Below are 24,326 nucleotides of genomic sequence, written 5' to 3'. Positions count from 1 at the left end.
ATTTATTAATTATGAATTCTGTTATTTTGATACAATATGTTCTGAAAGTGGAGCGACAACACCAATGATGGTGTCAACATCTTGGCTTTCAACATTTAGTTCTTCCAAGGTTTGTTTTAGATGTCCAGCAACTCCATTAAAGTCTTCTTGAGATATTTTCATGCCTTGATGAGCAGTTTTCATATCAAGACCAGTATATTCTTTTGGCCCACCTAAAGCTTGGGAAATGAAATTAGTTTGGTGTGAAATCAAAACTTTCATATCAGAATTTGTAAAAAATTTTTTTAAATTTTCATCAGCCATAAGCTTTTGATAAAAATTAATAACAATTTGACCAACTGTTTTTTTTCCGCCATATTTTTCAAAAAGTGTTTGAGTCATAATTTTAAAATATATACTTATATTTAATGTAATCAAAGTCATACTATGTTTATTTTGGGTTTTATTTGAAAGCTTTTAATAATTTTGATAAGTTAAAGCTGTTAGTGATTGGAACTAACTTTTTTTGCTCCACTCATGCTCCAATGAGAATTGGTCATAGCGTTATCTAGAAGAAAACATATAAATTTTCAATAGATATCAAATTCGTGTTCTATCACCTTATCACCACATCTAGTTATTAGATACAGTTGTCCCTCTGACTGCCAATTATTGCTTAATTCATTTCCACTACTATCTCTTTTTCTAAGAGATAATTTACCTCTCATATCATATTTATCTCCATAATAATATTCACTGGGTGTGTCATCATAAACATAACGACCAGTGTAGGGATTAGAAATCGTGTTAAGTGTTGTTCTTGAACCTATTGTTGAGTCTGGTTCTCTATGTCTATCTCGATTACTAATTTCAGTTATAGTAAGGTGGGCTATTTTTTCATTTGTCGTGTACCCAAGCTGAGACGAAACTGACATGCCGCCAACGAACATAGTATTACAATCATATTCCCAAACTTGTTTATCATTACCCCCTATAAAATTAATTGTTGGGTTAAGCTCACACCACATTATATTTTCATAAACAGATTTAACTATGGTTCTAAAATTACCTTTGCAAGCTGATTCTTTAGCCCCAGCTGTATACCCATTATAAGCAACAACCCCGACAGATGATAAAATACCAATGATGGCAACTACCACCAATAATTCAATTAAGGTAAAACCTTTTTTATTATTTATTACTTTCATTTTTAAAATTATAATTGATTTGATGTATCTTTTTATATCAAAAGACGTCCATTTTAGGTTTAATAAACTAATGATATTTAAAAACCACTTTCTCTTACAAGAATAGCAATAATATTTTTAAACAATTTTGTAAAAGGGCTGTATCGACTCCCTTCAATATGAACATAACCAGGTAATTCGAATTGAATTTTACTACGTTTCGCAAGTTTGAAGTCTGCAATATAATGTGCTGTTTGTGGACGATATTGAAATTTTCCTCCTGTAAAATTTCTTATAGCAACTGGACCATTATGAATTGAGCTTAATGAAATGTAAGGAAGATTATTAACAGCAGATAAATCTAGTGATTTTGAAACTAAATAAACTTTATCATGAATTCCATCGTTTGGAATAAAGACAGCTGGGTTTTTTTCTAAAAATCGATCTATTTGTTCTTCTTTAATAAATCCTTTTACTTTTCCAGTACCGAATTGAACAATACCTAAAAGTTGATCTAAATTACTAACCCACATATCTTCAGATAAATTATAAAAATCTTTTATCTTTCCTTTAATGGGTGCTTTAATTAAAAGCTTATTTTGAACTTTTGTAAGACCAGATAATTCTGTTTGTAGAGCAATTAATCTTTGTTGTAACGTTAAGTATTGATCCATATTTCCTGCTGAATTACTTAATCGATTAATCTTTGTCTTGATTAGTTTTATATTTCTTCTTAATGAAATAATTTCATTCTCTAAATCAGGCGAATAAAGTTCAATTAGATTTTGTCCTTTTTCAACTTCATCATCTTTTTCAACTAATATTCTTTTAATCATTGAAGGATAAGGTGCGTAAATTTTTAAATACTGCTCAGAAATATATACTGCAGGTATTTTTAAAGATGACTTCCAGGGTAAGAATAAAACCATTAATAAAGCAGTAATAATGATTAAAGTTCTTTTGGTTTGTTTGTTAAATTTTATTTCAGATTTTAATTTGTACCAATTATTCACTTCACGAATTACCGGTAACATAATGAACCAATAAATTTCAACCGCAAACAGTATGATTCCTAAAAATTTAAATGCTAGGTGATAAACTAAAAGTGCAATACCTAAAAATAGAAAAAATCGATACAGCCATGTCGCCCAAGCATAAACGATAAAAGTCCATCTTCTTGAGGGGTTAATTTCTTCTGGAGGACTATGATTAAGACCAAATAAAGTTTCCCTTATTTTCCACCTTGCAAGAGCAAATGAACGAGGTTGTAAATTTTCAGCTTTTAACCAATCGGAAAAAACATAGTAGCCATCAAATCTCATGAAAGGACTTACATTAATTGTTAAGGATGAAATCCATGATGTTGTTGCAATGAAAAAGGCTGCACTTTTAAATCCACCCTCAGGTAAAATTCCCCAAATAAAAGTTGCAAATAACGCTAGATGTAATTCTGTAAGTATACCACCAAAGTTTATTAATAATCTTTCTTTGTGATTTCTAAGTCTCCAGGCATCAGTTGTATCGGTATATAAAAATGGAAAAAAAACTAAAAAAGCTATTCCAATCGCAGATACTCTGCAACCATAGTGTTTTGCAATATAAGCATGTCCTAATTCATGAAGACATTTTACAAAAACTAAAGTTAAGAAATAAAGCATTAACCCTTGAAAAGAAAAGAAATAAAGAAAAGTGCTTTTAAAGGTTTCAAATTGTTGAGCGACTAAAAATAAACCAACAAAACCAAAGAAGTAAGTAATATTTCTAAATCGTTTTGAACCAAAATATTTTACATATTTTAAAGTTTTAGAAAGCCAATTGTCTGGTTTAAATAATGGAATTTTAAAAAATAGATAACTGTGTATTAAATATAATAACCAGCTCTTCTTCATGCTATTTTTTTGTTGTAGTAAATAGCTAACGTTTTGACCGGAAGGTTGGACAATTAAATTATTTTGGTGAAGAAAACTAATAAAACTTTTTATTTCATCTTCACTGGTTTCAATTCCTGATGAATTAATTTTCTTTTCAAAGTTTTTAATATCTTCACCCCCACTCCAGTTTTTAATAAGTTTAAAAGCAGTTAAACCAAGTGTGAAGTATTTATTTCGAATTGCATCATACAAAAGCCATGCGGGCGAACCATCTTCACGGCTATTACCACGAAAAACTTCTAAATCTTGTCTTAGATAAGGAACGATCATATTCCTATTAATTGTCTTACAAAAGTAATTGGTTTTCTAAGAACATAATAGAATAGAAAAACTCTTGAACCATAAACTTTAGCCGTTCCTCTCAATCCTATTCTTGGAGGTTTTTTTCCATCAAAACTAGCTCCTAATTTATAAGATAATATTTCTTCAGGAGACAAAGAAGGTTCGTAAGAAGATCTTAAAAGTTTTCCTTTTAACGAGCTAATTGGATTAATGTCTAAAAACACTTTAACTTTAGAATTTTCTTTAATCACTAACGAGTCTTTAACCGGCAACCATATCAAAAACTCAACTTCATCAGGATTTGCAACAGTCATAATTTTTTCACCCACTGCAACGGGTCGTCCTTGCCAATCATTTTTTTGATCTACAATTGCAATTCCTTTTTGTTTTGCAAATAATTTTGTATTTTTTAGCTTTTCTTGTGCTGATGCTACTTCTACTTTTTTTAATTCTACTTGTGCCACTAATTCTGCTAATCGAGCTTTTTCCTCATTATTCGTAAAGGATGATTGTCTGCTTCGAAGAAGTTCTTTTTGAGCTACTTGAAGGGATTGGTTTGTAATATTTAAATTATTCTTAAGTTCGATATCTTCTAATAAAACCAATAAATCACCTTGCTTAATTTTATCGTTATTACTTGCTACAATATTTTTAACCACCCCATCAAATGGTGAAGTAACTAAGCTTGGATTTTTTGCTATAACCTCAACTGGAGCCGTACTAGTTATTCGAATAGGTAAAATTAAAATTATAAAAATAGCTGCATAAATTTTCCATGATTTTTTTCCAGTTAAATATTTTTTATAATGATTTTTAATTGAAAAATCTTTTAAGAACGAATTAAAAGCATGACCATAAGTTGAAGACAAATGTCCGGCAAGTTCAATTTCGTTTTCAGAAAATTTTTCACTTCTTACTAATAATAAATAACCTTGTAGGCCTTTTTGAGGTGAAATAATTGGAATAAATAAAATGTTTTCGGGTAAATTTTTTGGTTTCTCAGAATTAATATTTTTAGCAATTTTGTCTAATTCTAAATTTTGAATTTCTTTATCACTTAACGATTTATCGTTGTTCACAAAGTTTTCTATAAAAGTAAGTAAAGGTGACGTTCTATCAACTGTAGCTAAATCAGAGGTTGCTTTAATATTAAATTTATCCGCTGGTGTTTTTAATAATAAAAACGCACTGATATAATCGATAATTTGTCTTGTCTCATTTGCGATTACAAAATGTAGTTCGTCTTGAGATCTTGCTTCTCTTGCTTTTTTTTCTAAACCAAATAACCGAGCAACTTTTATGTTTTTATCTTCGCTCAAAATTTAACGATCCCACTCATTCCAGGTATTAATGAATCGTATTTTTCATTAAACTGTGCTTTTAATTCTATTGTTTGACTAATTGCATCCACTGTAGCTCCTAAACTAATAACGGTTGCATCTAACGTTTCTCCAGTTTCATCAATAATGATTTTTACGTTATGTCCTTTTTTTAACCATTTAAGCCAATTACTTGGAGCAACAATTTCAGCTTCTAATAATCCATCCCCAACAATGTCCATTAAGGGTTGTCTTTGTTCTATACTGGTAAAAATAGTTGTATAAACATCCATCACTTTTCCATCATAAGGAGCAATGATTTCACATCGATCCACATTTAAAGTTGCAATACTCAATTCTGCTTTAGCCTTTTCATAATTTGAAACTGTTAATTGGTATTGGAGTTTACCAATTGATCTTAGTTCTAATAACTCTTTATCATTTTCTAATTGTATTCTTGCACTCTCATGTTCGGCTTTAATTACATCTTTTTGTGCTTTATAAATTTCACAATCAAAACTAATCAGCACATCCCCTTCTTTAAAAGCATCTCCTAATAAAAAATTAATACTTTGAACTCTTGCAGCAATTTCACTGGAAATGGAAACTTTCTCCGTTGCGCTCACTAAACCTCGAGCTTCCCTTTCTTCAGAATGAACAGGGTTTAAAAATGATAAATAAATTAATAATATAAATAGTAATTGTTTCATGAGGCTATGTTAATTTATAGTCTATTAATAAGGTCATTACCATAATCTTCCCAATCATTAAATTCTTTATCTAATTGGTCGCTTAAAGTAACAAATCTATTATTTTCACCCCCATCAAAATTTTGGGATACATATTGCTCTTGTAAATCAACTTCTAAATCTTTTACAATAATTTTTCCATCTTGCTCAATAATAAGTTTTAATTCTAATTGAGAAACATCTTCAGGTGGATTTTCTGCAATAATTTGACCCGTTACAGGATCATACTCAAGCCAGTCAGGTACTTCGGTTCCATCTTTAAGAACAAGTTTAGTATTATTAAAATTACCTTTTAGCTCATTGGGTAAATCTATAATTAAATCATTTCCAATATTTAAAGGTTTAAGTTGAAAAATTTTTTCTGGTTTAAACGTTTCAATAATTTCATTGATATCTGCTTGATTGTTAAAATTTAATGTTTTGTTAAATGATCTTTCAACTAATCCATCTTCATTTTGTTTTACAATATTAACCGTACCGTCTTCATTAACAGTAATTGAAGAATTTGTTCTTTTTGCTTGTTTGATAATTTTTCTATCTTGTTTTATTTTTTCAGGATCAATTTCAACTGCAATTTCTCGAGTTTCATTGTTTTTATCCGTTGCAATAATCATAATTTCAACTTTATCTACACCTTCTGGAATATTTGTGGTTGTTTGACCTGTTTTAGGATTAATTTTAATCCACTCAGGTAATGCAGAACCATCACTCATTTTTCCATCAAATTTAACAATCTCATTGTCGGCTTCATTCATGACACCAAATTTCAATTTTAAACCTTCTTGTTTGTCTTTAACTTTAAGGTTTGAAAGTTCTCCTTCTGAAATTTGAAGAGAGTCTGTTTCGGCAACTAAATCAACTAATTTAAGACCTTGGGAATAATCTGTTTTTCTTGCAGTTTGTTCAAATTCAAAATTATTTAAATCAAATTCTGTTGATTGATTTAGTTCTGTGAAAGTATTTTCAACTTGAACTCTTGCTTCCATTCTAGCTTGATTTATAATAATTCTTTCAGCTTTCTTTTCTCTAATTTCTTTAACAACACCACCACCATTTTGTAATTTTAATACAATTGAACTTGTATCCGTAACACCGCTGCCATCTCTAACTGTATAATTAAAATATTCATAAACTATTTCACCTGGATCCAATGTATCTTTTAAACCTTCATTAACTATATATGTGTAGCTACCATTTGAGTTCATTATCAAAGAACCATAAGTTCCAATTAATGCCTCCCCTAATGTTCCAGCAGTACCTGAGCCTTCAGTTGATCCTGTTCTTATCTCGGTTACTATTGATGTATCATTTGAATCTGGATCAGTATCGTTAGTTAACACATCTTTTTCAGAGTCATTTGTGACTGTTAAAGTTGAAGTTGCTGCTATATCAATTGTATTACTATCATTAACACCAACTGGGGCATCATTAGCACCTGTAACCGTTATAGTAAGTTGTCCTGTATCTGTTCCACCATTACCGTCTGAAACTGTATATGTAAAATAATCTATTCCAGTTTCTCCACTACCTAAAACATCATTAGGCGTATAACTATATGTTCCATCTGAATTAATTGTTAAAGATCCATAAGTACCAGTTAAAGGTGTAGATATTGCTCCAAATGTTCCAGAGCCAGACTCTGTTCCTGTTCTTATGCCTGATATTTCTAATGTATCTCCCTCTGTATCTGTGTCGCCATAGAGAATATCTGAAGTCCCGTCTGTGACTGTTGTAGTAGTGCCTTCTGTTGCGGTATTCGTTTCATTATCAGCAACTGGATTATCATTTATAGCGGTTACGTTAATTGTCATAGTGTAACTTGAAGCACTATCTGCATCGCCATCATTTACAGAGAAACCAATTGTTGTATAAGGAGATCCATTTTCATCTGCAGTAGGATTTAATCTTAAATAACTATTTGAGATATCTGTTGCAGTTATTACTTGATTTAAGGTTACATCTACCCAGTTTGATCCATTGTAATACTGCAACGCACCAGCGTCTTCTAATGTTGTAATTTTTACACTTACTAATGCATCGTCATCATCTGCATCTGTGTAGCCAAAATCAGATGTTGAAAATACATATGGTGTATCCTCTTCTGTTGAAACTGCATTGTTTGATGCTGTTGGCACATCATTAACACCAGTTACTGTAAAGATTAATGTTGCAGTGTCTGTCGCATTACTATCTGAAACTGTGTAAGTGAAACTATCTGTTGCAGTATCTGAGGCATCTAAATCGTCTGACGCTGATTGATCTGCAACGTAAGTGTATGTTCCGTTAGCTCCTATTTTTAATGTTCCATAAGTTCCAGTAACTGAGGTAAAATTGCTGTTATAAGTACTACTTCCAGCAACTGAACTATTGGATCCACCTGTTACTGCAATTTGAGTTACTGTTAAAGTGTCACTATCAGCATCCGTATCTCCATGTAAAACATCTGAAGTTCCATCGGTGACTGTGACCGTTGCATCTTCATTCACTGAATTAATTTCGTTGTCAGCTACTGGAGCATCATTTGTATTGATTACATTAACGGTCATTGTATACGAAGATGAACTGTCCGCATCTCCATCATTTACAGAAAAACCAATTGTTGTATAGGGTGAGCCTGTTTCATTTTCAGTAGGATTTAATCTTAAATAATTATTTGAGATATCGGTTGCAGTTATTACTTGATTTAAGGTTACATCTACCCAAGCGCTACCATTATAATATTGTAATGCACCAGCACTTTCTAATGTTGTAATTTTTACACTTACTAACACATCATCGTCATCTGCATCTGTGTAGCCAAAATCAGAAGTTGAAAATACGTAAGGGGTATCCTCTTGTGTTGAAACTGTATTGTTTGATGCTGTTGGAATGTCATTAATTCCAGTTACTGTAAAGATTAATGTTGCAGTATCTGTTGCTGTTCCATCCGATATTGTATAAGTGAAACTATCTGTTGCAGTATCTGAAGCATCTAAATCGTCTGAAGCACTTTGATCTGCAACGTAAGTATAAGTACCATCAGCACCAACTTTTAATGTTCCATAAGTTCCAGTAACTGAAGTAAAATTATTGTTATAAGTACTACTTCCAGCAACTGAACTATTTGATCCACCTGTTACTCCTATTTGAGTTACGGTAAAACTATCATCATCATCAGCATCACTATCATCATCCATTAATAAACTTGATCCTGAACTTCTTGTAACTGTCGCATCTTCGTTAACAGCATCAGTATCATTGACTGCAACTGGAGCATCATTGATACCTGTCACTGTTATTGTAATTGTTGCAGTATCGGTTGCCGTTCCATCTGAAACTGTATAAGTAAAACTATCTGTTACTTGGTCGTTTAAATCTAAATCATCAGCAGCACTTTGATCGGCTACATATGTATATGTTCCATCACTTGCTAAAGTTAAAGTTCCATAAGTACCGGTTAAACCAGAGCCAATTGAGCCTGAGGTTCCACTTCCATCTTCAGCCCCAGTTCTAATTGCTGAAACTGTTAAAGATGCACTATCATCAGCATCCGTATCTCCATGTAAAACATCTGAAGTTCCATCGGTGACTGTTAATGTTGCATCTTCATTTACTGCCCCTGTTTCATTATCCGCAACTGGAGCATCGTTAATTCCTGTCACTGTAAAGATTAATGTTGCAGTGTCAGTAGCTGTTCCGTCTGAAACTGTATAAGTGAAACTATCTGTTGCAGTGTCTGAAGCATCTAAATCATCAGCAGCACTTTGATCTGCAACGTAAGTGTATGTTCCATCAGCACCCACTTTTAATGTTCCATAAGTTCCAGTAACTGAAGTAAAATTGCTATTATAAGAACTTGAGCTTGCAACTGAAGAATTAGAAGCTCCTGTTACTGCAATTTGAGTTACGGTAAAACTATCATCATCATCAGCATCACTATCATCTGCCATTAATAAATTATCACCTGAAGTTCTGGTAACTGTTGCATCTTCGTTAACTGCATCAGTATCGTTGACTGCAACTGGAGCATCGTTAATTCCTGTCACTGTTATTGTAATTGTTGCAGTATCCGTTGCTGTTCCATCTGATAGTGTATAGGTAAAGACATCTGTTGCAGTATCTGAAGCATCTAAATCATCAGCAGCACTTTGATCTGCTACATATGTATATGTTCCATCAGCACCCACTGTTAAAGTACCATAAGTTCCAGTAATTGATTGACCATTTAAATAAGTGGTGCTCGATGTAACGCTTTCTGTGTTTCCATTTGTATGAGCAACGTTAGTTAAAGTTAAAGTATCTGATGAATCTGGATCTGTATCATTGTCATCTATTACTCCACTTGATGCAGATGAAATGGTTGTAGTAGCATCTTCATTAACACTAGCTGTATCATCAGTAGCTGTTGGAGTATCATTAACTGCTGTTACATTTACCGTAATAGTATTAGGTGTTGAACTACTTGCATCCCCATCATTTACTGTAAAATTAAAAGTAGTGTAAGGAGATCCATTCTCATCTGCAGTAGGATTTAATCTTAATTTATTAGCAGCAATGTCTGTTGCTGTTATCACCTGATTTAAAGTTACATCTACCCAAGCGCTACCATTATAATATTGTAATGCACCAGCATCTTCTAAAGTTGTAATTTTTACACTTACTAATGCATCATCATCATCTGCATCTGTGTATCCAAAATCTGATGCTGAAAATACATAAGGGGTATCTTCGTTTGTAGTAACTGCATTATCAGATGCAGTTGGCACATCATTAATTCCGGTTACTGTAAAGATTAATGTTGCAGTGTCAGTAGTATCACCATCTGAAATTGTGTAAGTGAAACTATCTGTTACAGAATCTGAGGCATCTAAATCATCAGCTGCACTTTGATCGGCTACATATGTATAAGTACCATCAGCACCAACAGTAAGTGTACCGTATGTACCTGTAACTTGAGTCCCACTTGAATTATAAGAACTTGAGCTTGCAACTGAACTGTTTGATCCACCTGTTACTGCAATTTGAGTTACTGTAAATGCATCATCATCATCAGCATCACTATCATCTGCCATTAATAAACTTGAGCCTGAACTTCTGGTTACTGTGGCATCTTCATTTAATGCATCAGTATCGTTGACTGCAACGGGAGCATCATTGATACCTGTCACTGTAAAGATTAAAGTAGCTGTATCCGTAGCTGTTCCATCTGAAACTGTATAAGTAAAACTATCTGTTGCAGTATCTGAAGCATCTAAATCGTCTGAAGCACTTTGATCTGCAACGTAAGTATAAGTACCATCAGCACCAACTTTTAATGTTCCATAAGTTCCAGTAATTGAAGTAAAATTACTATTGTAAGAACTTGAGCTTGCAACTGAACTGTTTGATCCACCTGTTAGTGCAATTTGTGTAACAGTAAAACTATCATCATCATCAGCATCACTATCATCTGCCATTAATAAACTTGAGCCTGAAGTTTGTGTTACTGTTGCGTCCTCATTAACTACATCGCTATCGTTAACTGCTACAGGAGCATCATTAATTCCTGTAACTGTAAAGATTAATGTTGCAGTGTCTGTCGCTGTTCCATCTGAAACTGTATAAGTAAAACTATCTGTTGCAGTATCTGAGGCATCTAAATCATCAGCTGCACTTTGATCTGCAACGTAAGTGTAAGTACCATCAGCACCTATAGTTAAAGTACCATATGTACCCGTTACTGATCTACCATTAGAATTATATGAACTTGAACTTGCAACTGAACTATTTGATCCACCTGTTACTGCAATTTGAGTTACTGTTAAGGTATCACCACTATCAACATCAGTATCTCCATGTAAAACATCTGAGGTTCCATCAGTCACAGTTACTGTTGCATCTTCATTGACTGAATTAGTTTCATCATCTGCAACAGGTGCATCGTTAACTGCTGTTACATTGACTGTAATTGTATTAGCTGAGGCACTATCTGCATCGCCATCATTTACTGTAAAATCAAAACTAGTGTAAGAAGATCCATTTTCATTTGCAGCTGGGTTAAATCTCAATTTATCATTACCGATATCCGTTGCTGTTATCACTTGATTTGCAGTTACATCTACCCAAGCACTACCATTATTATATTGTAAAGCACCTGCATCTTCTAATCCTGTAATTTTTACACTTACTAACGCATCATCGTCATCTGCATCTGTGTAGCCAAAATCTGATGCTGAAAATACATAAGCTGTATCCTCATTTGTAGTTACAGTTTTATCTGCAGCAGTTGGTACATCATTAATTCCTGTTACCGTAAAGATTAATGTTGCAGTGTCTGTTGTTGTTCCATCCGATATTGTATAAGTGAAACTATCTGTTGCAGTGTCTGAAGCATCTAAATCATCAGACGCTGATTGATCTGCAACGTAAGTATATGTTCCATCTGCACCAACTTTTAATGTTCCATAAGTTCCAGTAACTGAGGTAAAATTATTGTTATAAGTACTACTTCCAGCAACTGAACTATTGGATCCACCTGTTACTGCAATTTGAGTTACTGTAAATGCATCATCATCATCAGCATCACTATCATCTGCCATTAATAAACTTGAGCCTGAACTTCTGGTTACTGTGGCATCTTCATTAACAGCATCAGTATCATTGACTGCAACTGGAGCATCGTTAATTCCTGTCACTGTAAAGATTAATGTTGCAGTGTCTGTTGCCGTTCCATCCGATATTGTATATGTAAAACTATCTGTTACTTGGTCGTTTAAATCTAAATCATCAGCAGCACTTTGATCTGCTTCATATGTATATGATCCGTCAGCTCCAACAACTAGAGTACCGTATGTTCCAGTTACTGAAGTTCCATTAGAATAAGTAGTGCTTGAGTTTACACTTGAATTTGATCCACCTGTTACTGCAATTTGTGTAACAGTAAAACTATCATCATCATCAGCATCACTATCATCTGCCATTAATAAATTATCACCTGAACTTCTGGTAACTGTTGCATCTTCATTTAATGCATCGGTGTCATTGACTGCAACTGGAGCATCATTGATACCTGTCACTGTAAAGATTAATGTTGCAGTGTCTGTTGTTGTTCCGTCTGAAACTGTGTAAGTGAAACTATCTGTTGCAGTATCATTTAAATCTAAATCATCTGCAGCACTTTGATCGGCTACATATGTATAAGTACCATTTGCGCCAATAACCAGTGTACCATAAGTTCCCGTTACAGAAGTTCCATTAGAATAAGTAGTACTTGAAGTAACACTTGAGTTTGAACTTCCAGTAACAGCTATTTGTGTAACTGTTAAAGATGAAACTGTATCATCACCATCTACATCTGTATCGTTATCTTGTGTAACTCCACTTGAAGCTGAGGAAACTGTCAAGGTTGCGTCTTCATTTACTGAACCAGTATCGTTATTAGCAACGGGAGCATCGTTTGCTCCAAGAATTGTAATTGTAATTACTCCAATATCTGTTGCTGTTCCATCTGATAATGTATAATTAAATGAGTCTGTGACTGAGTCACCTGCATCTAATGCATCCGCTGCATCTTGATTGGCTACATAAGAATAAGAACCATCTGCTGCAATGGTTAATTGACCATAAGTACCTGTTAAAGCTGAACCAATGGATCCTGCTGTTCCTGAACCTTCACTTGAGCCTACTCTAATTGCAGTAACAGTTAGAGATGCACTATCATCAGCATCACTATCTGTATGAGAACTTGAACTAGTATCAATAATATCACCAGAGTGTTCACCTGTTACATCATAACTTCCTGATAAATTGGCATTAGCACCATTTGAAACTGTTAAAGTTCCATCTTCGACAATAACTCCTACATCATTTTGTGCAACTGGAGCGTCATTAATTCCGGTTACTGTAAAGATTAATGTTGCAGTGTCTGTTGCTGTTCCATCCGATATTGTATATGTGAAACTATCTGTTACTTGGTCGTTTAAATCTAAATCATCAGCAGCATTTTGATCAGCTACATATGTATATGTTCCATTAGCACCAACAGTAAGTGTACCATAAGTTCCTGTTACTGTTTCTGGTGAACCAGAATTATAAGTACTATTTGCAGTAACTGCGTCATCAGAGCTACCAGTAACTGCTATTTGAGTTACTGTGAAACTATCATCATCATCAGCATCGCTGTCATCAGCCATTAATAAATTATCACCTGAAGTTCTGGTAACTGTTGCATCTTCGTTAACTGCATCAGTATCGTTGACTGCAACTGGAGCATCGTTAATTCCTGTTACTGTAAAGATTAATGTTGCAGTGTCTGTCGCTGTTCCATCTGAAACTGTATAAGTAAAACTATCAGTTGCAGTATCTGAGGCATCTAAATCATCAGACGCTGATTGATCAGCTACATAAGTATATGTTCCATTAGCACCTATTTTTAATGTTCCATAAGTTCCAGTAACTGAAGTAAAATTGCTGTTATAAGCACTGCTTCCAGCAACTGAACTATTTGATCCACCTGTTACTGCAATTTGAGTTACTGTTAAGGTATCACCACTATCTGCATCCGTATCTCCATGTAAAACATCAGACGTTCCATCTGTGACTGTGACTGTTGCATCTTCATTAACTGAATTAGTTTCATTATCTGCAACAGGTGCGTTATTTACATTTGTAACATTTACCGTAATTGTATTTGGAGTTGCGCTATCTGCATCCCCATCATTTACTGTAAAATTAAAAGTAGTGTAAGGCGAACCATTTTCATTAGTAGCTGGATTTAATCTCAACTTATTAGCAGCAATGTCTGTTGCTGTTATTACTTGATTTAAGGTTACATCTACCCAAGCGCTACCATTATAATATTGTAATGCACCAGCATCTTCTAATGTTGTAATTTTTATACTTACTAATGCATCATCATCATCTGCATCTGTGTAGCCAAAATCAGAAGTTGAAAATACATAAGGGGTATCTTCTGCAGTAGAAATTGTTTTATCTGAAGCTGTTGGCACATCATTAATTCCGGTTACTGTAAAGATTAATGTTGCAGTGTCTGTTGCTGTTCCATCCGATATTGTATATGTGAAACTATCTGTTGCAGTGTCTGAAGCATCTAAATCGTCTGACGCTGATTGATCTGCAACGTAAGTGTATGTTCCATTTGCACCAACAGTAAGTGTACCATAAGTTCCTGTTACTGTTTCTGGTGAACCAGAATTGTAAGTGCTGCTTGCAGTAACTGCGTTATCAGAGCTACCAGTAACTGCTATTTGAGTTACTGTGAAACTATCATCGTCATCAGCATCACTATCATCTGCCATTAATAAACTATCGCCTGAAGTTCTGGTAACTGTCGCATCTTCGTTAACAGCATCAGTATCATTGACTGCAACTGGAGCATCGTTAATTCCTGTAACCGTAAAGATTAAAGTAGCTGTATCAGTGGCATCACCATCTGAAATTGTGTAAGTGAAACTATCTGTTGCAGTATCATTTAAATCTAAATCGTCTGACGCTGATTGATCGGCTACATATGTATAAGTACCATCAGCACCCACTTTTAATGTTCCATAAGTTCCAGTAACTGAAGTAAAATTGTTGTTGTAAGTACTACTTCCAGCAACTGAGCTATTTGATCCACCTGTTACTGCAATTTGTGTAACGGTAAAACTATCATCATCATCAGCATCGCTGTCATCAGCCATTAATAAACTATCACCTGAAGTTCTGGTTACTGTTGCATCTTCATTTACAGCATCAGTATCATTGACTGCAGCTGGAGCATCATTCACTCCTGTCACTGTTATTGTAATTGTTGCAGTATCCGTTGCGGTTCCATCTGAAACTGTATAGGTAAATACATCTGTTGCAGTATCACTTGCATCTAAATCATCTGCAGCACTTTGATCAGCTGCATAAGTATAAGTTCCATCCGCTGCTAAAGTTAATGTACCATAATAACCTACAACAGCATTTGTTCCTGCTGTTCCACTGTTTCCGTTTGCAGATGATGCACTTCCACCACTTTGATTTGTAGCTGATGTATGAGAATAAGTTGTAACTGTTAAAGTATCACCACTATCAACATCAGTATCACCATGTAAAACATCTGACGATCCATCAGTAACGGTTAATGTTGCATCTTCATTGACTGAATTAGTTTCATCATCTGCAACAGGTGCATCGTTAACTGCTGTTACATTGACTGTAATTGTATTAGCTGAGGCACTATCTGCATCGCCATCATTTACTGTAAAATCAAAACTAGTGTAAGAAGATCCATTTTCATTTGCAGCTGGGTTAAATCTTAATTTATTAGCAGCAATGTCTGTTGCGGTTATCACTTGATTTAAAGTTACATCTACCCAAGCACTACCATTATTATATTGTAAAGCACCTGCATCTTCTAATCCTGTAATTTTTACACTTACTAACGCATCATCGTCATCTGCATCTGTGTAGCCAAAATCTGATGCTGAAAATACATAAGCTGTATCTTCGTTTGTAGTTACAGTTTTATCTGCAGCAGTTGGTACATCATTAATTCCTGTTACCGTAAAGATTAATGTTGCAGTGTCTGTTGTTGTTCCATCCGATATTGTATAAGTGAAACTATCTGTTACTTGGTCGTTTAAATCTAAATCATCAGACGCTGATTGATCTGCAACGTAAGTATATGTTCCATTAGCACCAACAGTAAGTGTACCATAAGTTCCTGTTACCGTTTCTGGTGAACCAGAATTATAAGTACTGCTTGCAGTAACTGCATTATTTGATCCACCTGTTACTGCTATTTGAGTTACGGTAAAACTATCATCATCATCAGCATCACTATCATCTGCCATTAATAAACTTGAACCTGAACTTCTGGTAACTGTTGCATCTTCATTTACAGCATCAGTATCATTGACTGCAACTGGAGCATCATTAATTCCTGTAACTGTAAAGATTAAAGTAGCTGTATCAGTTTCACCGTTTCCATCAGAAACTGTATAAGTAAAACTATCTGTTGCAGTATCTGAAGCATCTAAATCATCTGAAGCACTTTGATCTGCTACATACGTATAAGTACCATCAGCGCCTATAGTTAAAGTACCATAAGTACCCGTTACTGATCTACCATTAGAATTATATGAACTTGAACTTGCAACTGAAGAATTAGAAGCTCCTGTTACTGCAATTTGAGTTACTGTTAAAGTGTCACTATCAGCATCCGTATCTCCATGTAAAACATCTGAAGTTCCATCGGTGACTGTGACTGTTGCATCTTCATTAACTGAATTAGTTTCATTATCTGCAACAGGTGCATCGTTAACTGCTGTTACATTGACTGTAATTGTATTAGCTGAGGCACTATCTGCATCGCCATCATTTACTGTAAAATTAAAAGTAGTGTATGAAGATCCATTTTCATTTGCAGCTGGGTTAAATCTCAATTTATCATTACCGATATCCGTTGCTGTTATCACTTGATTTTCAGTTACATCTACCCAAGCTGATCCATTGTTATATTGTAAAGCACCTGCATCTTCTAATCCTGTAATTTTTACACTTACTAACGCATCATCGTCATCTGCATCTGTGTAGCCAAAATCTGATGCTGAAAATACATAAGGAGTATCTTCGTTTGTAGTTACAGTTTTATCTGCAGCTTCTGGTACATCATTAACACCAGTTACTGTAAAGATTAATGTTGCAGTGTCAGTAGTATCACCATCTGAAATTGTGTAAGTGAAACTATCTGTTGCAGTGTCTGAAGCATCTAAATCATCAGCTGCACTTTGATCGGCTACATATGTATAAGTACCATCAGCTCCAACAGTAAGTGTACCATAAGTTCCTGTTACCGTTTCTGGTGAACCAGAATTATAAGTACTGCTTGCAGTAACTGCGTTATTAGATCCACCCGTTACTGCTATTTGTGTAACTGTAAATGCATCATCATCATCAGCATCACTATCATCTGCCATTAATAAACTTGAGCCTGAAGTTCTGGTAACTGTCGCATCTTCGTTAACAGCATCAGTATCATTGACTGCAACTGGAGCATCGTTAATTCCTGTAACCGTAAAGATTAAAGTAGCTGTATCAGTGGCATCACCATCCGATATTGTATAAGTGAAACTATCTGTTGCAGTATCATTTAAATCTAAATCGTCTGACGCTGATTGATCTGCTACATATGTATAAGTACCATCAGCACCCACTTTTAATGTTCCATAAGTTCCAGTAACTGAAGTAAAATTGTTGTTGTAAGTACTACTTCCAGCAACTGAGCTATTTGATCCACCTGTTACTGCAATTTGTGTAACGGTAAAACTATCATCATCATCAGCATCGCTGTCATCAGCCATTAATAAACTATCACCTGAAGTTCTGGTTACTGTTGCATCTTCATTTACAGCATCAGTATCATTGACTGCAGCTGGAGCATCATTCACTCCTGTCACTGTTATTGTAATTGTTGCAGTATCCGTTGCGGTTCCATCTGAAACTGTATAGGTAAATACATCTGTTGCAGTATCACTTGCATCTAAATCATCTGCAGCACTTTGATCAGCTGCATAAGTATAAGTTCCATCCGCTGCTAAAGTTAATGTACCATAATAACCTACAACAGCATTTGTTCCTGCTGTTCCACTGTTTCCGTTTGCAGATGATGCACTTCCACCACTTTGATTTGTAGCTGATGTATGAGAATAAGTTGTAACTGTTAAAGTATCACCACTATCAACATCAGTATCACCATGTAAAACATCTGACGATCCATCAGTAACGGTTAATGTTGCATCTTCATTGACTGAATTAGTTTCATCATCTGCAACAGGTGCATCGTTAACTGCTGTTACATTGACTGTAATTGTATTAGCTGAGGCACTATCTGCATCGCCATCATTTACTGTAAAATCAAAACTAGTGTAAGAAGATCCATTTTCATTTGCAGCTGGGTTAAATCTTAATTTATTAGCAGCAATGTCTGTTGCGGTTATCACTTGATTTAAAGTTACATCTACCCAAGCACTACCATTATTATATTGTAAAGCACCTGCATCTTCTAATCCTGTAATTTTTACACTTACTAACGCATCATCGTCATCTGCATCTGTGTAGCCAAAATCTGATGCTGAAAATACATAAGCTGTATCTTCGTTTGTAGTTACAGTTTTATCTGCAGCTTCTGGTACATCATTAATTCCTGTCACTGTAAATATTAATGTTGCAGTGTCAGTAGTATCACCATCTGAAATTGTGTAAGTGAAACTATCTGTTGCAGTATCATTTAAGTCTAAATCATCAGCTGCACTTTGATCGGCTACATATGTATAAGTACCATCAGCACCCACTTTTAATGTTCCATAAGTTCCAGTAACTGAAGTAAAATTGTTGTTGTAAGTACTACTTCCAGCAACTGAGCTATTTGATCCACCTGTTACTGCAATTTGTGTAACAGTAAAACTATCATCATCATCAGCATCGCTGTCATCAGCCATTAATAAACTATCACCTGAAGTTCTGGTTACTGTTGCATCTTCATTTACAGCATCAGTATCATTGACTGCAACTGGAGCATCATTCACTCCTGTCACTGTTATTGTAATTGTTGCAGTATCCGTTGCGGTTCCATCTGATAGTGTATAGGTAAAGACATCTGTTGCAGTATCTGAAGCGTCTAAATCATCAGCAGCACTTTGATCAGCTATATATGTATATGTTCCATCACTTGCTAAAGTTAAAGTTCCATAAGTACCGGTTAAACCAGAGCCAATTGAGCCTGAGGTTCCACTTCCATCTTCAGCCCCAGTTCTAATTGCTGAAACTGTTAAAGATGCACTATCATCAGCATCCGTATCTCCATGTAAAACATCTGAAGTTCCATCGGTGACTGTTAATGTTGCATCTTCATTTACTGCCCCTGTTTCATTATCTGCAACTGGTGCGTCATTGATCCCTGTAACTGTTATTGTGATTGTTGCAGTGTCTGTTGCTGTTCCATCACTTAATGTATAATTAAATACATCAGTTACCTGATCACTTGCATCAAGGTCATCTGCTGCATCTTGGTTTGCAACATATGAATAGGATCCATTTGCATTTAAAGTTAATTGACCATACGTTCCTGTTAAAGCTTGACCTACAGTTCCTGCATTTCCACTACCTTCTACCCCACCAATTCTTACAGCAGACACCACTAAACTTGCGCTATCATCAGCATCGGTATCATTATTATCAATGATATCTCCTGAACCATTGCTAACTGACAAAGTAGCATCTTCATTAACTGAACCAGCATCATTTGTTGCAACTGGAGCATCATTAACACCTGTAATCGTAATTGTGATTGTTGCAGTATCCGTTGCTGTTCCATCTGATAGTGTATAGGTAAAGACATCAGTAACTGTATCGCTTGCATCTAAATCATCTGCAGCACTTTGATCAGCTGCATAAGTATACGTTCCATCCGCTGCTAAAGTTAATGTACCATAATAACCTACAACAGCTCCACTTCCAGCAGTACCACTGTTTCCATTTCCAGATGATGCACTTCCACCACTTTGATTTGTAGCTGATGTATGAGAGTAAGTTGTAGCTGTTAAAGATGCACTATCATCTGCATCTGTATCTCCGTGTAAAACATCAGACGTTCCATCAGTAACAGTTAATGTTGCATCTTCATTAACAGCTCCCGTTTCATTATCTGCAACCGGAGCATCATTAACACCTGTAATCGTAATTGTGATTGTTGCAGTATCCGTTGCTGTTCCATCTGATAGTGTATAGGTAAAGACATCAGTAACTGTATCGCTTGCATCTAAATCATCTGCAGCACTTTGATCAGCTGCATAAGTATACGTTCCATCCGCTGCTAAAGTTAATGTACCATAATAACCTACAACAGCTCCACTTCCAGCAGTACCACTGTTTCCATTTCCAGATGATGCACTTCCACCACTTTGATTTGTAGCTGATGTATGAGAGTAAGTTGTAGCTGTTAAAGATGCACTATCATCTGCATCTGTATCACCATGTAAAACATCAGACGTTCCATCAGTAACAGTTAATGTTGCATCTTCATTAACAGCTCCCGTTTCATTATCTGCAACTGGAGCATCATTGATACCTGTTACAGTAATAATCAAAGTTGCTGTATCAGTATCTGTTCCATCTGAAACAGTATAAGTAAAACTATCTGTTGCAGTATCTGAAGCATCTAAATCATCAGCAGCACTTTGGTCTGCAACGTAAGTGTACGTTCCATCTGCACCAACTTTTAATGTTCCATAATTTCCAGTAACTGACGTAAAATTATTATTGTAAGTACTACTTCCAGCAACTGAACTATTTTCTCCACCTGTTGCTGCAATTTGTGTAACGGTTAAAGTATCGCTATCTGCATCTGTATCATCTGCAACTAATAATTTCGATCCTGAGCTTTCAGTTATAGTTGCATCCTCATTTACAGCATCTGTATCATTTGTAGCTGAAGGTGCGCTATTTGGAGCAACAGTAATAGTTAAAGTAGCAGTATCTGTAGCTGTTCCATCTGATAATGTGTAAGTGAAAACATCCGTTCCTGCACTTGAACCTGCAATATATTGATAAGTACCATCTGCACCAACTCTCAAAGTACCATAACTTCCAGTAACTGATGTGTAACCTGAATTATAAGCAGTTCCTGAATTTACAGCTGTAGCACTTCCGCTTGCTGTGGTTGCAACAATACTAGATATACTTAATGAAGCACTTGTATCAGGATCCGTGTCTCCATCTAAAAGATCTGAAGATCCATCTGTAACTGTTAAAGTTTGGCTGATATTAACAGACCCGGTTTCATTATCTGCTGTTGGCGCATTGTTTGCTCCAGTAATTGTTATGGTTATAGTTGCAATATCTGTTTCGCCTTGTCCATCAGATACAGTGTAATTAAAGATATCCGTTACAATATCGCCTGCATCGAGTGCATCTATTGTACTGTTGTCTGCAACAACATAAGTATAAGACCCATCTGCTGCAATTGTTAAATTACCATACGATCCTGTTAAGGCTGAACCAACAGTACCTCCTGTACCATTACCTTCATCTGAACCGGTTCTAATTGCAGTAACAGTTAGTGTGTCGCTATCAGGGTCTGTATCATAATTATTAGTTGAACTTGTGTTAATGACATCACCTGAATGTTCACCAGAGACATCCACTAGGCTGAAAGGAGTTGTTAAAGAATGTTCATTAACTCTATCGTAACTACCACCTGTGGTAAAAAGTTTTGTTCCATCATTATTAAAAGAAAAACCAGCTGGATACGAGTCTGAAGAAGTAAGACTGTAACTACCTTTATGGGTAACAGTAGATGATATATCAAAGGCAGTCGACAACGTATACTCGTTAATATCTCGACCACTTGTACCTGTGATATACATTTTTGTTCCATCGTGATTAAATCTTATGTCTGTTGGGTATATTTCTTGAGATTGAATACTAACACTATCAGTATATGAAAGTGATGATGATGAAACGTCGAAAGCTGTACTTAGGGCGTATTCATATACTTTATCGTTTGATGCACCAACGGTGAACATCTTAGTTCCATCGTTATTAAAGGTTACCCCCATCATAGCTGCGTCTTGGGAACTAAGAGTACTGAATGTAGTTGCGCTTACGTTACTAGCAGTTGTATCAAATCCTGTTGAAACACTGTATTCTCTTATTTGGGTTGTATTTAGCATAAACCATTTTGTTCCATCATTATTAAATGCCATGGATTGGACGCCAAAACCACTCCCATAAAGATTAAGGTAAGATGCACTACTTACATCAAAGGCAGTTGAGAGATTGTAGTGGTATATATAACCAGTAGTAGAATCTGATACATACATTTTTGTTCCATCATCATTAAAAATTACATCAGAAGAATTAGTTGGGTAAGTTAAACTGTATGAATTTGAGGAACTGAATGTAGCTGTATCCACACTTGTTGCATTAGAACTATTTGAAACGGTTAAAGTTCCACCAACATTAATATTACCGGTATCATTACGTGCGGTTAGATCTTGGCTTGGAATAACATATATAGTTAATGTTTTTGTAGTGGCTACACCTCCAATACTCTCGGTGTAAGTAAATGTGTCGGTTACGTTTGAACCGCCTGCATTAACACCTGATATATTAGAGTTTGCAACATAGTTATAACTACCATCTGAACCAATGGTTAAGGTTCCATAAGTACCCTCAACAGAAGTTGCTGAACCATGAGAGTAAGTAACATTTGTTACAGCAGTTGTAGAACTTCCACTAGGTTGGATATGTGTTACAGTATATGTATCGCTAGTATCATTAAAGACAATGTCTCCTGTATTACTTCCAGTACTTGTACCAGAAACAAGTGAGGCCGTATTTGCAACCGTTAATGTTTTACCTTCTTGGATATAACCAAAATGATTAACTACAACATTGATTGTAAGTGTTGCAGTTGTTGTAGAGGTTCCATCAGTTACGGTGTAAGTAAAAATATCCGGTCCTGTTGTGACATTTAAATTTGCAGTATAAGAATAACTACCATCTGAACCAAATGTTAAGGTACCTTTAGAACCAACAATGGTTGCTGCATTCGATGATTTTGTTGAGCTATACGTTACCTCTGAGCTGTTTCCGTTAGTGTGAGTAATTTTTGTTACATATAAACTAGAACTTGCATCAGCATCGGTATCACCTAAAACTAAGGTTCCAGCGCTATTAGTGGCATCAGTTACAGTACCAGCTGCCGTAACAGTATCTGTATCATTATCTGCAACTGGCGCATTGTTTGCTCCAGTAATTGTTATGGTTATAGTTGCAATATCTGTTTCGCCTTGTCCATCAGATACAGTGTAATTAAAGATATCCGTTACAATATCGCCTGCATCGAGTGCATCTATTGTACTGTTGTCTGCAACAACATAAGTATAAGACCCATCTGCTGCAATTGTTAAATTACCATACGATCCTGTTAAGGCTGAACCAACAGTACCTCCTGTACCATTACCTTCATCTGAACCGGTTCTAATTGCAGTAACAGTTAGTGTGTCGCTATCAGGGTCTGTATCATAATTATTAGTTGAACTTGTGTTAATGACATCACCTGAATGTTCACCAGAGACATCCACTAGGCTGAAAGGAGTTGTTAAAGAATGTTCATTAACTCTATCGTAACTACCACCTGTGGTAAAAAGTTTTGTTCCATCATTATTAAAAGAAAAACCAGCTGGATACGAGTCTGAAGAAGTAAGACTGTAACTACCTTTATGGGTAACAGTAGATGATATATCAAAGGCAGTCGACAACGTATACTCGTTAATATCTCGACCACTTGTACCTGTGATATACATTTTTGTTCCATCGTGATTAAATCTTATGTCTGTTGGGTATATTTCTTGAGATTGAATACTAACACTATCAGTATATGAAAGTGATGATGATGAAACGTCGAAAGCTGTACTTAGGGCGTATTCATATACTTTATCGTTTGATGCACCAACGGTGAACATCTTAGTTCCATCGTTATTAAAGGTTACCCCCATCATAGCTGCGTCTTGGGAACTAAGAGTACTGAATGTAGTTGCGCTTACGTTACTAGCAGTTGTATCAAATCCTGTTGAAACACTGTATTCTCTTATTTGGGTTGTATTTAGCATAAACCATTTTGTTCCATCATTATTAAATGCCATGGATTGGACGCCAAAACCACTCCCATAAAGATTAAGGTAAGATGCACTACTTACATCAAAGGCAGTTGAGAGATTGTAGTGGTATATATAACCAGTAGTAGAATCTGATACATACATTTTTGTTCCATCATCATTAAAAATTACATCAGAAGAATTAGTTGGGTAAGTTAAACTGTATGAATTTGAGGAACTGAATGTAGCTGTATCCACACTTGTTGCATTAGAA

At 35.2% G+C, this 24,326-nt stretch carries 6 protein-coding genes; all 6 read right to left on the bottom strand.

What is annotated here, in order from left to right; translation table 11 throughout:
• Positions 1-21: 21 nt before the first annotated feature.
• Positions 22-381 (bottom strand): group I truncated hemoglobin, encoded by a 360-nt coding sequence (locus tag AC5SL4_RS02720; RefSeq protein WP_006996981.1) that lies wholly within the window; start codon positions 379-381, stop codon positions 22-24.
• Between the two features lie 188 nt (positions 382-569).
• Entirely contained in the window at positions 570-1,187 is a 618-nt protein-coding gene (locus tag AC5SL4_RS02715; RefSeq protein ID WP_494587535.1) for a type IV pilin protein, read from the bottom strand.
• A gap of 77 nt (positions 1,188-1,264) precedes the next feature.
• On the bottom strand, positions 1,265-3,367 hold the full coding sequence (locus tag AC5SL4_RS02710; RefSeq protein WP_494574314.1) for a site-2 protease family protein: 2,103 nt from the start codon (positions 3,365-3,367) through the stop codon (positions 1,265-1,267).
• Positions 3,364-4,698, bottom strand: coding sequence for an efflux RND transporter periplasmic adaptor subunit (locus AC5SL4_RS02705; protein ID WP_494587534.1), 1,335 nt, complete (start codon positions 4,696-4,698; stop codon positions 3,364-3,366). Before AC5SL4_RS02705 ends, AC5SL4_RS02710 begins: the two co-directional genes overlap by 4 nt.
• A complete protein-coding gene (locus tag AC5SL4_RS02700; RefSeq protein WP_494587533.1) occupies positions 4,695-5,408 on the bottom strand; it encodes an efflux RND transporter periplasmic adaptor subunit in 714 nt (237 codons plus the stop codon). Before AC5SL4_RS02700 ends, AC5SL4_RS02705 begins: the two co-directional genes overlap by 4 nt.
• 14 nt (positions 5,409-5,422) lie before the next feature.
• The gene (locus AC5SL4_RS02695; RefSeq protein ID WP_494587532.1) at positions 5,423-24,310 is read right to left on the bottom strand and encodes a beta strand repeat-containing protein; all 18,888 of its coding nucleotides are present in this window, start codon (positions 24,308-24,310) and stop codon (positions 5,423-5,425) included.
• Between the last annotated feature and the right edge of the window lie 16 nt (positions 24,311-24,326).

This window comes from Candidatus Pelagibacter sp. PS_02, assembly GCF_059418065.1.
Note: the sequence above shows the minus strand (reverse complement) of the source record. Positions and strands in the feature narration are given on the sequence as shown.

Bases quoted from the DNA above. Each gene is read 5' to 3' on its own strand.
- AC5SL4_RS02715 (WP_494587535.1), bottom strand. From the start codon at position 1,187: ATGAAAGTAATAAATAATAAAAAAGGTTTTACCTTAATTGAATTATTG.
- AC5SL4_RS02710 (WP_494574314.1), bottom strand. From the start codon at position 3,367: ATGATCGTTCCTTATCTAAGACAAGATTTAGAAGTTTTTCGTGGTAAT.
- AC5SL4_RS02720 (WP_006996981.1), bottom strand. From the start codon at position 381: ATGACTCAAACACTTTTTGAAAAATATGGCGGAAAAAAAACAGTTGGT.
- AC5SL4_RS02700 (WP_494587533.1), bottom strand. From the start codon at position 5,408: ATGAAACAATTACTATTTATATTATTAATTTATTTATCATTTTTAAAC.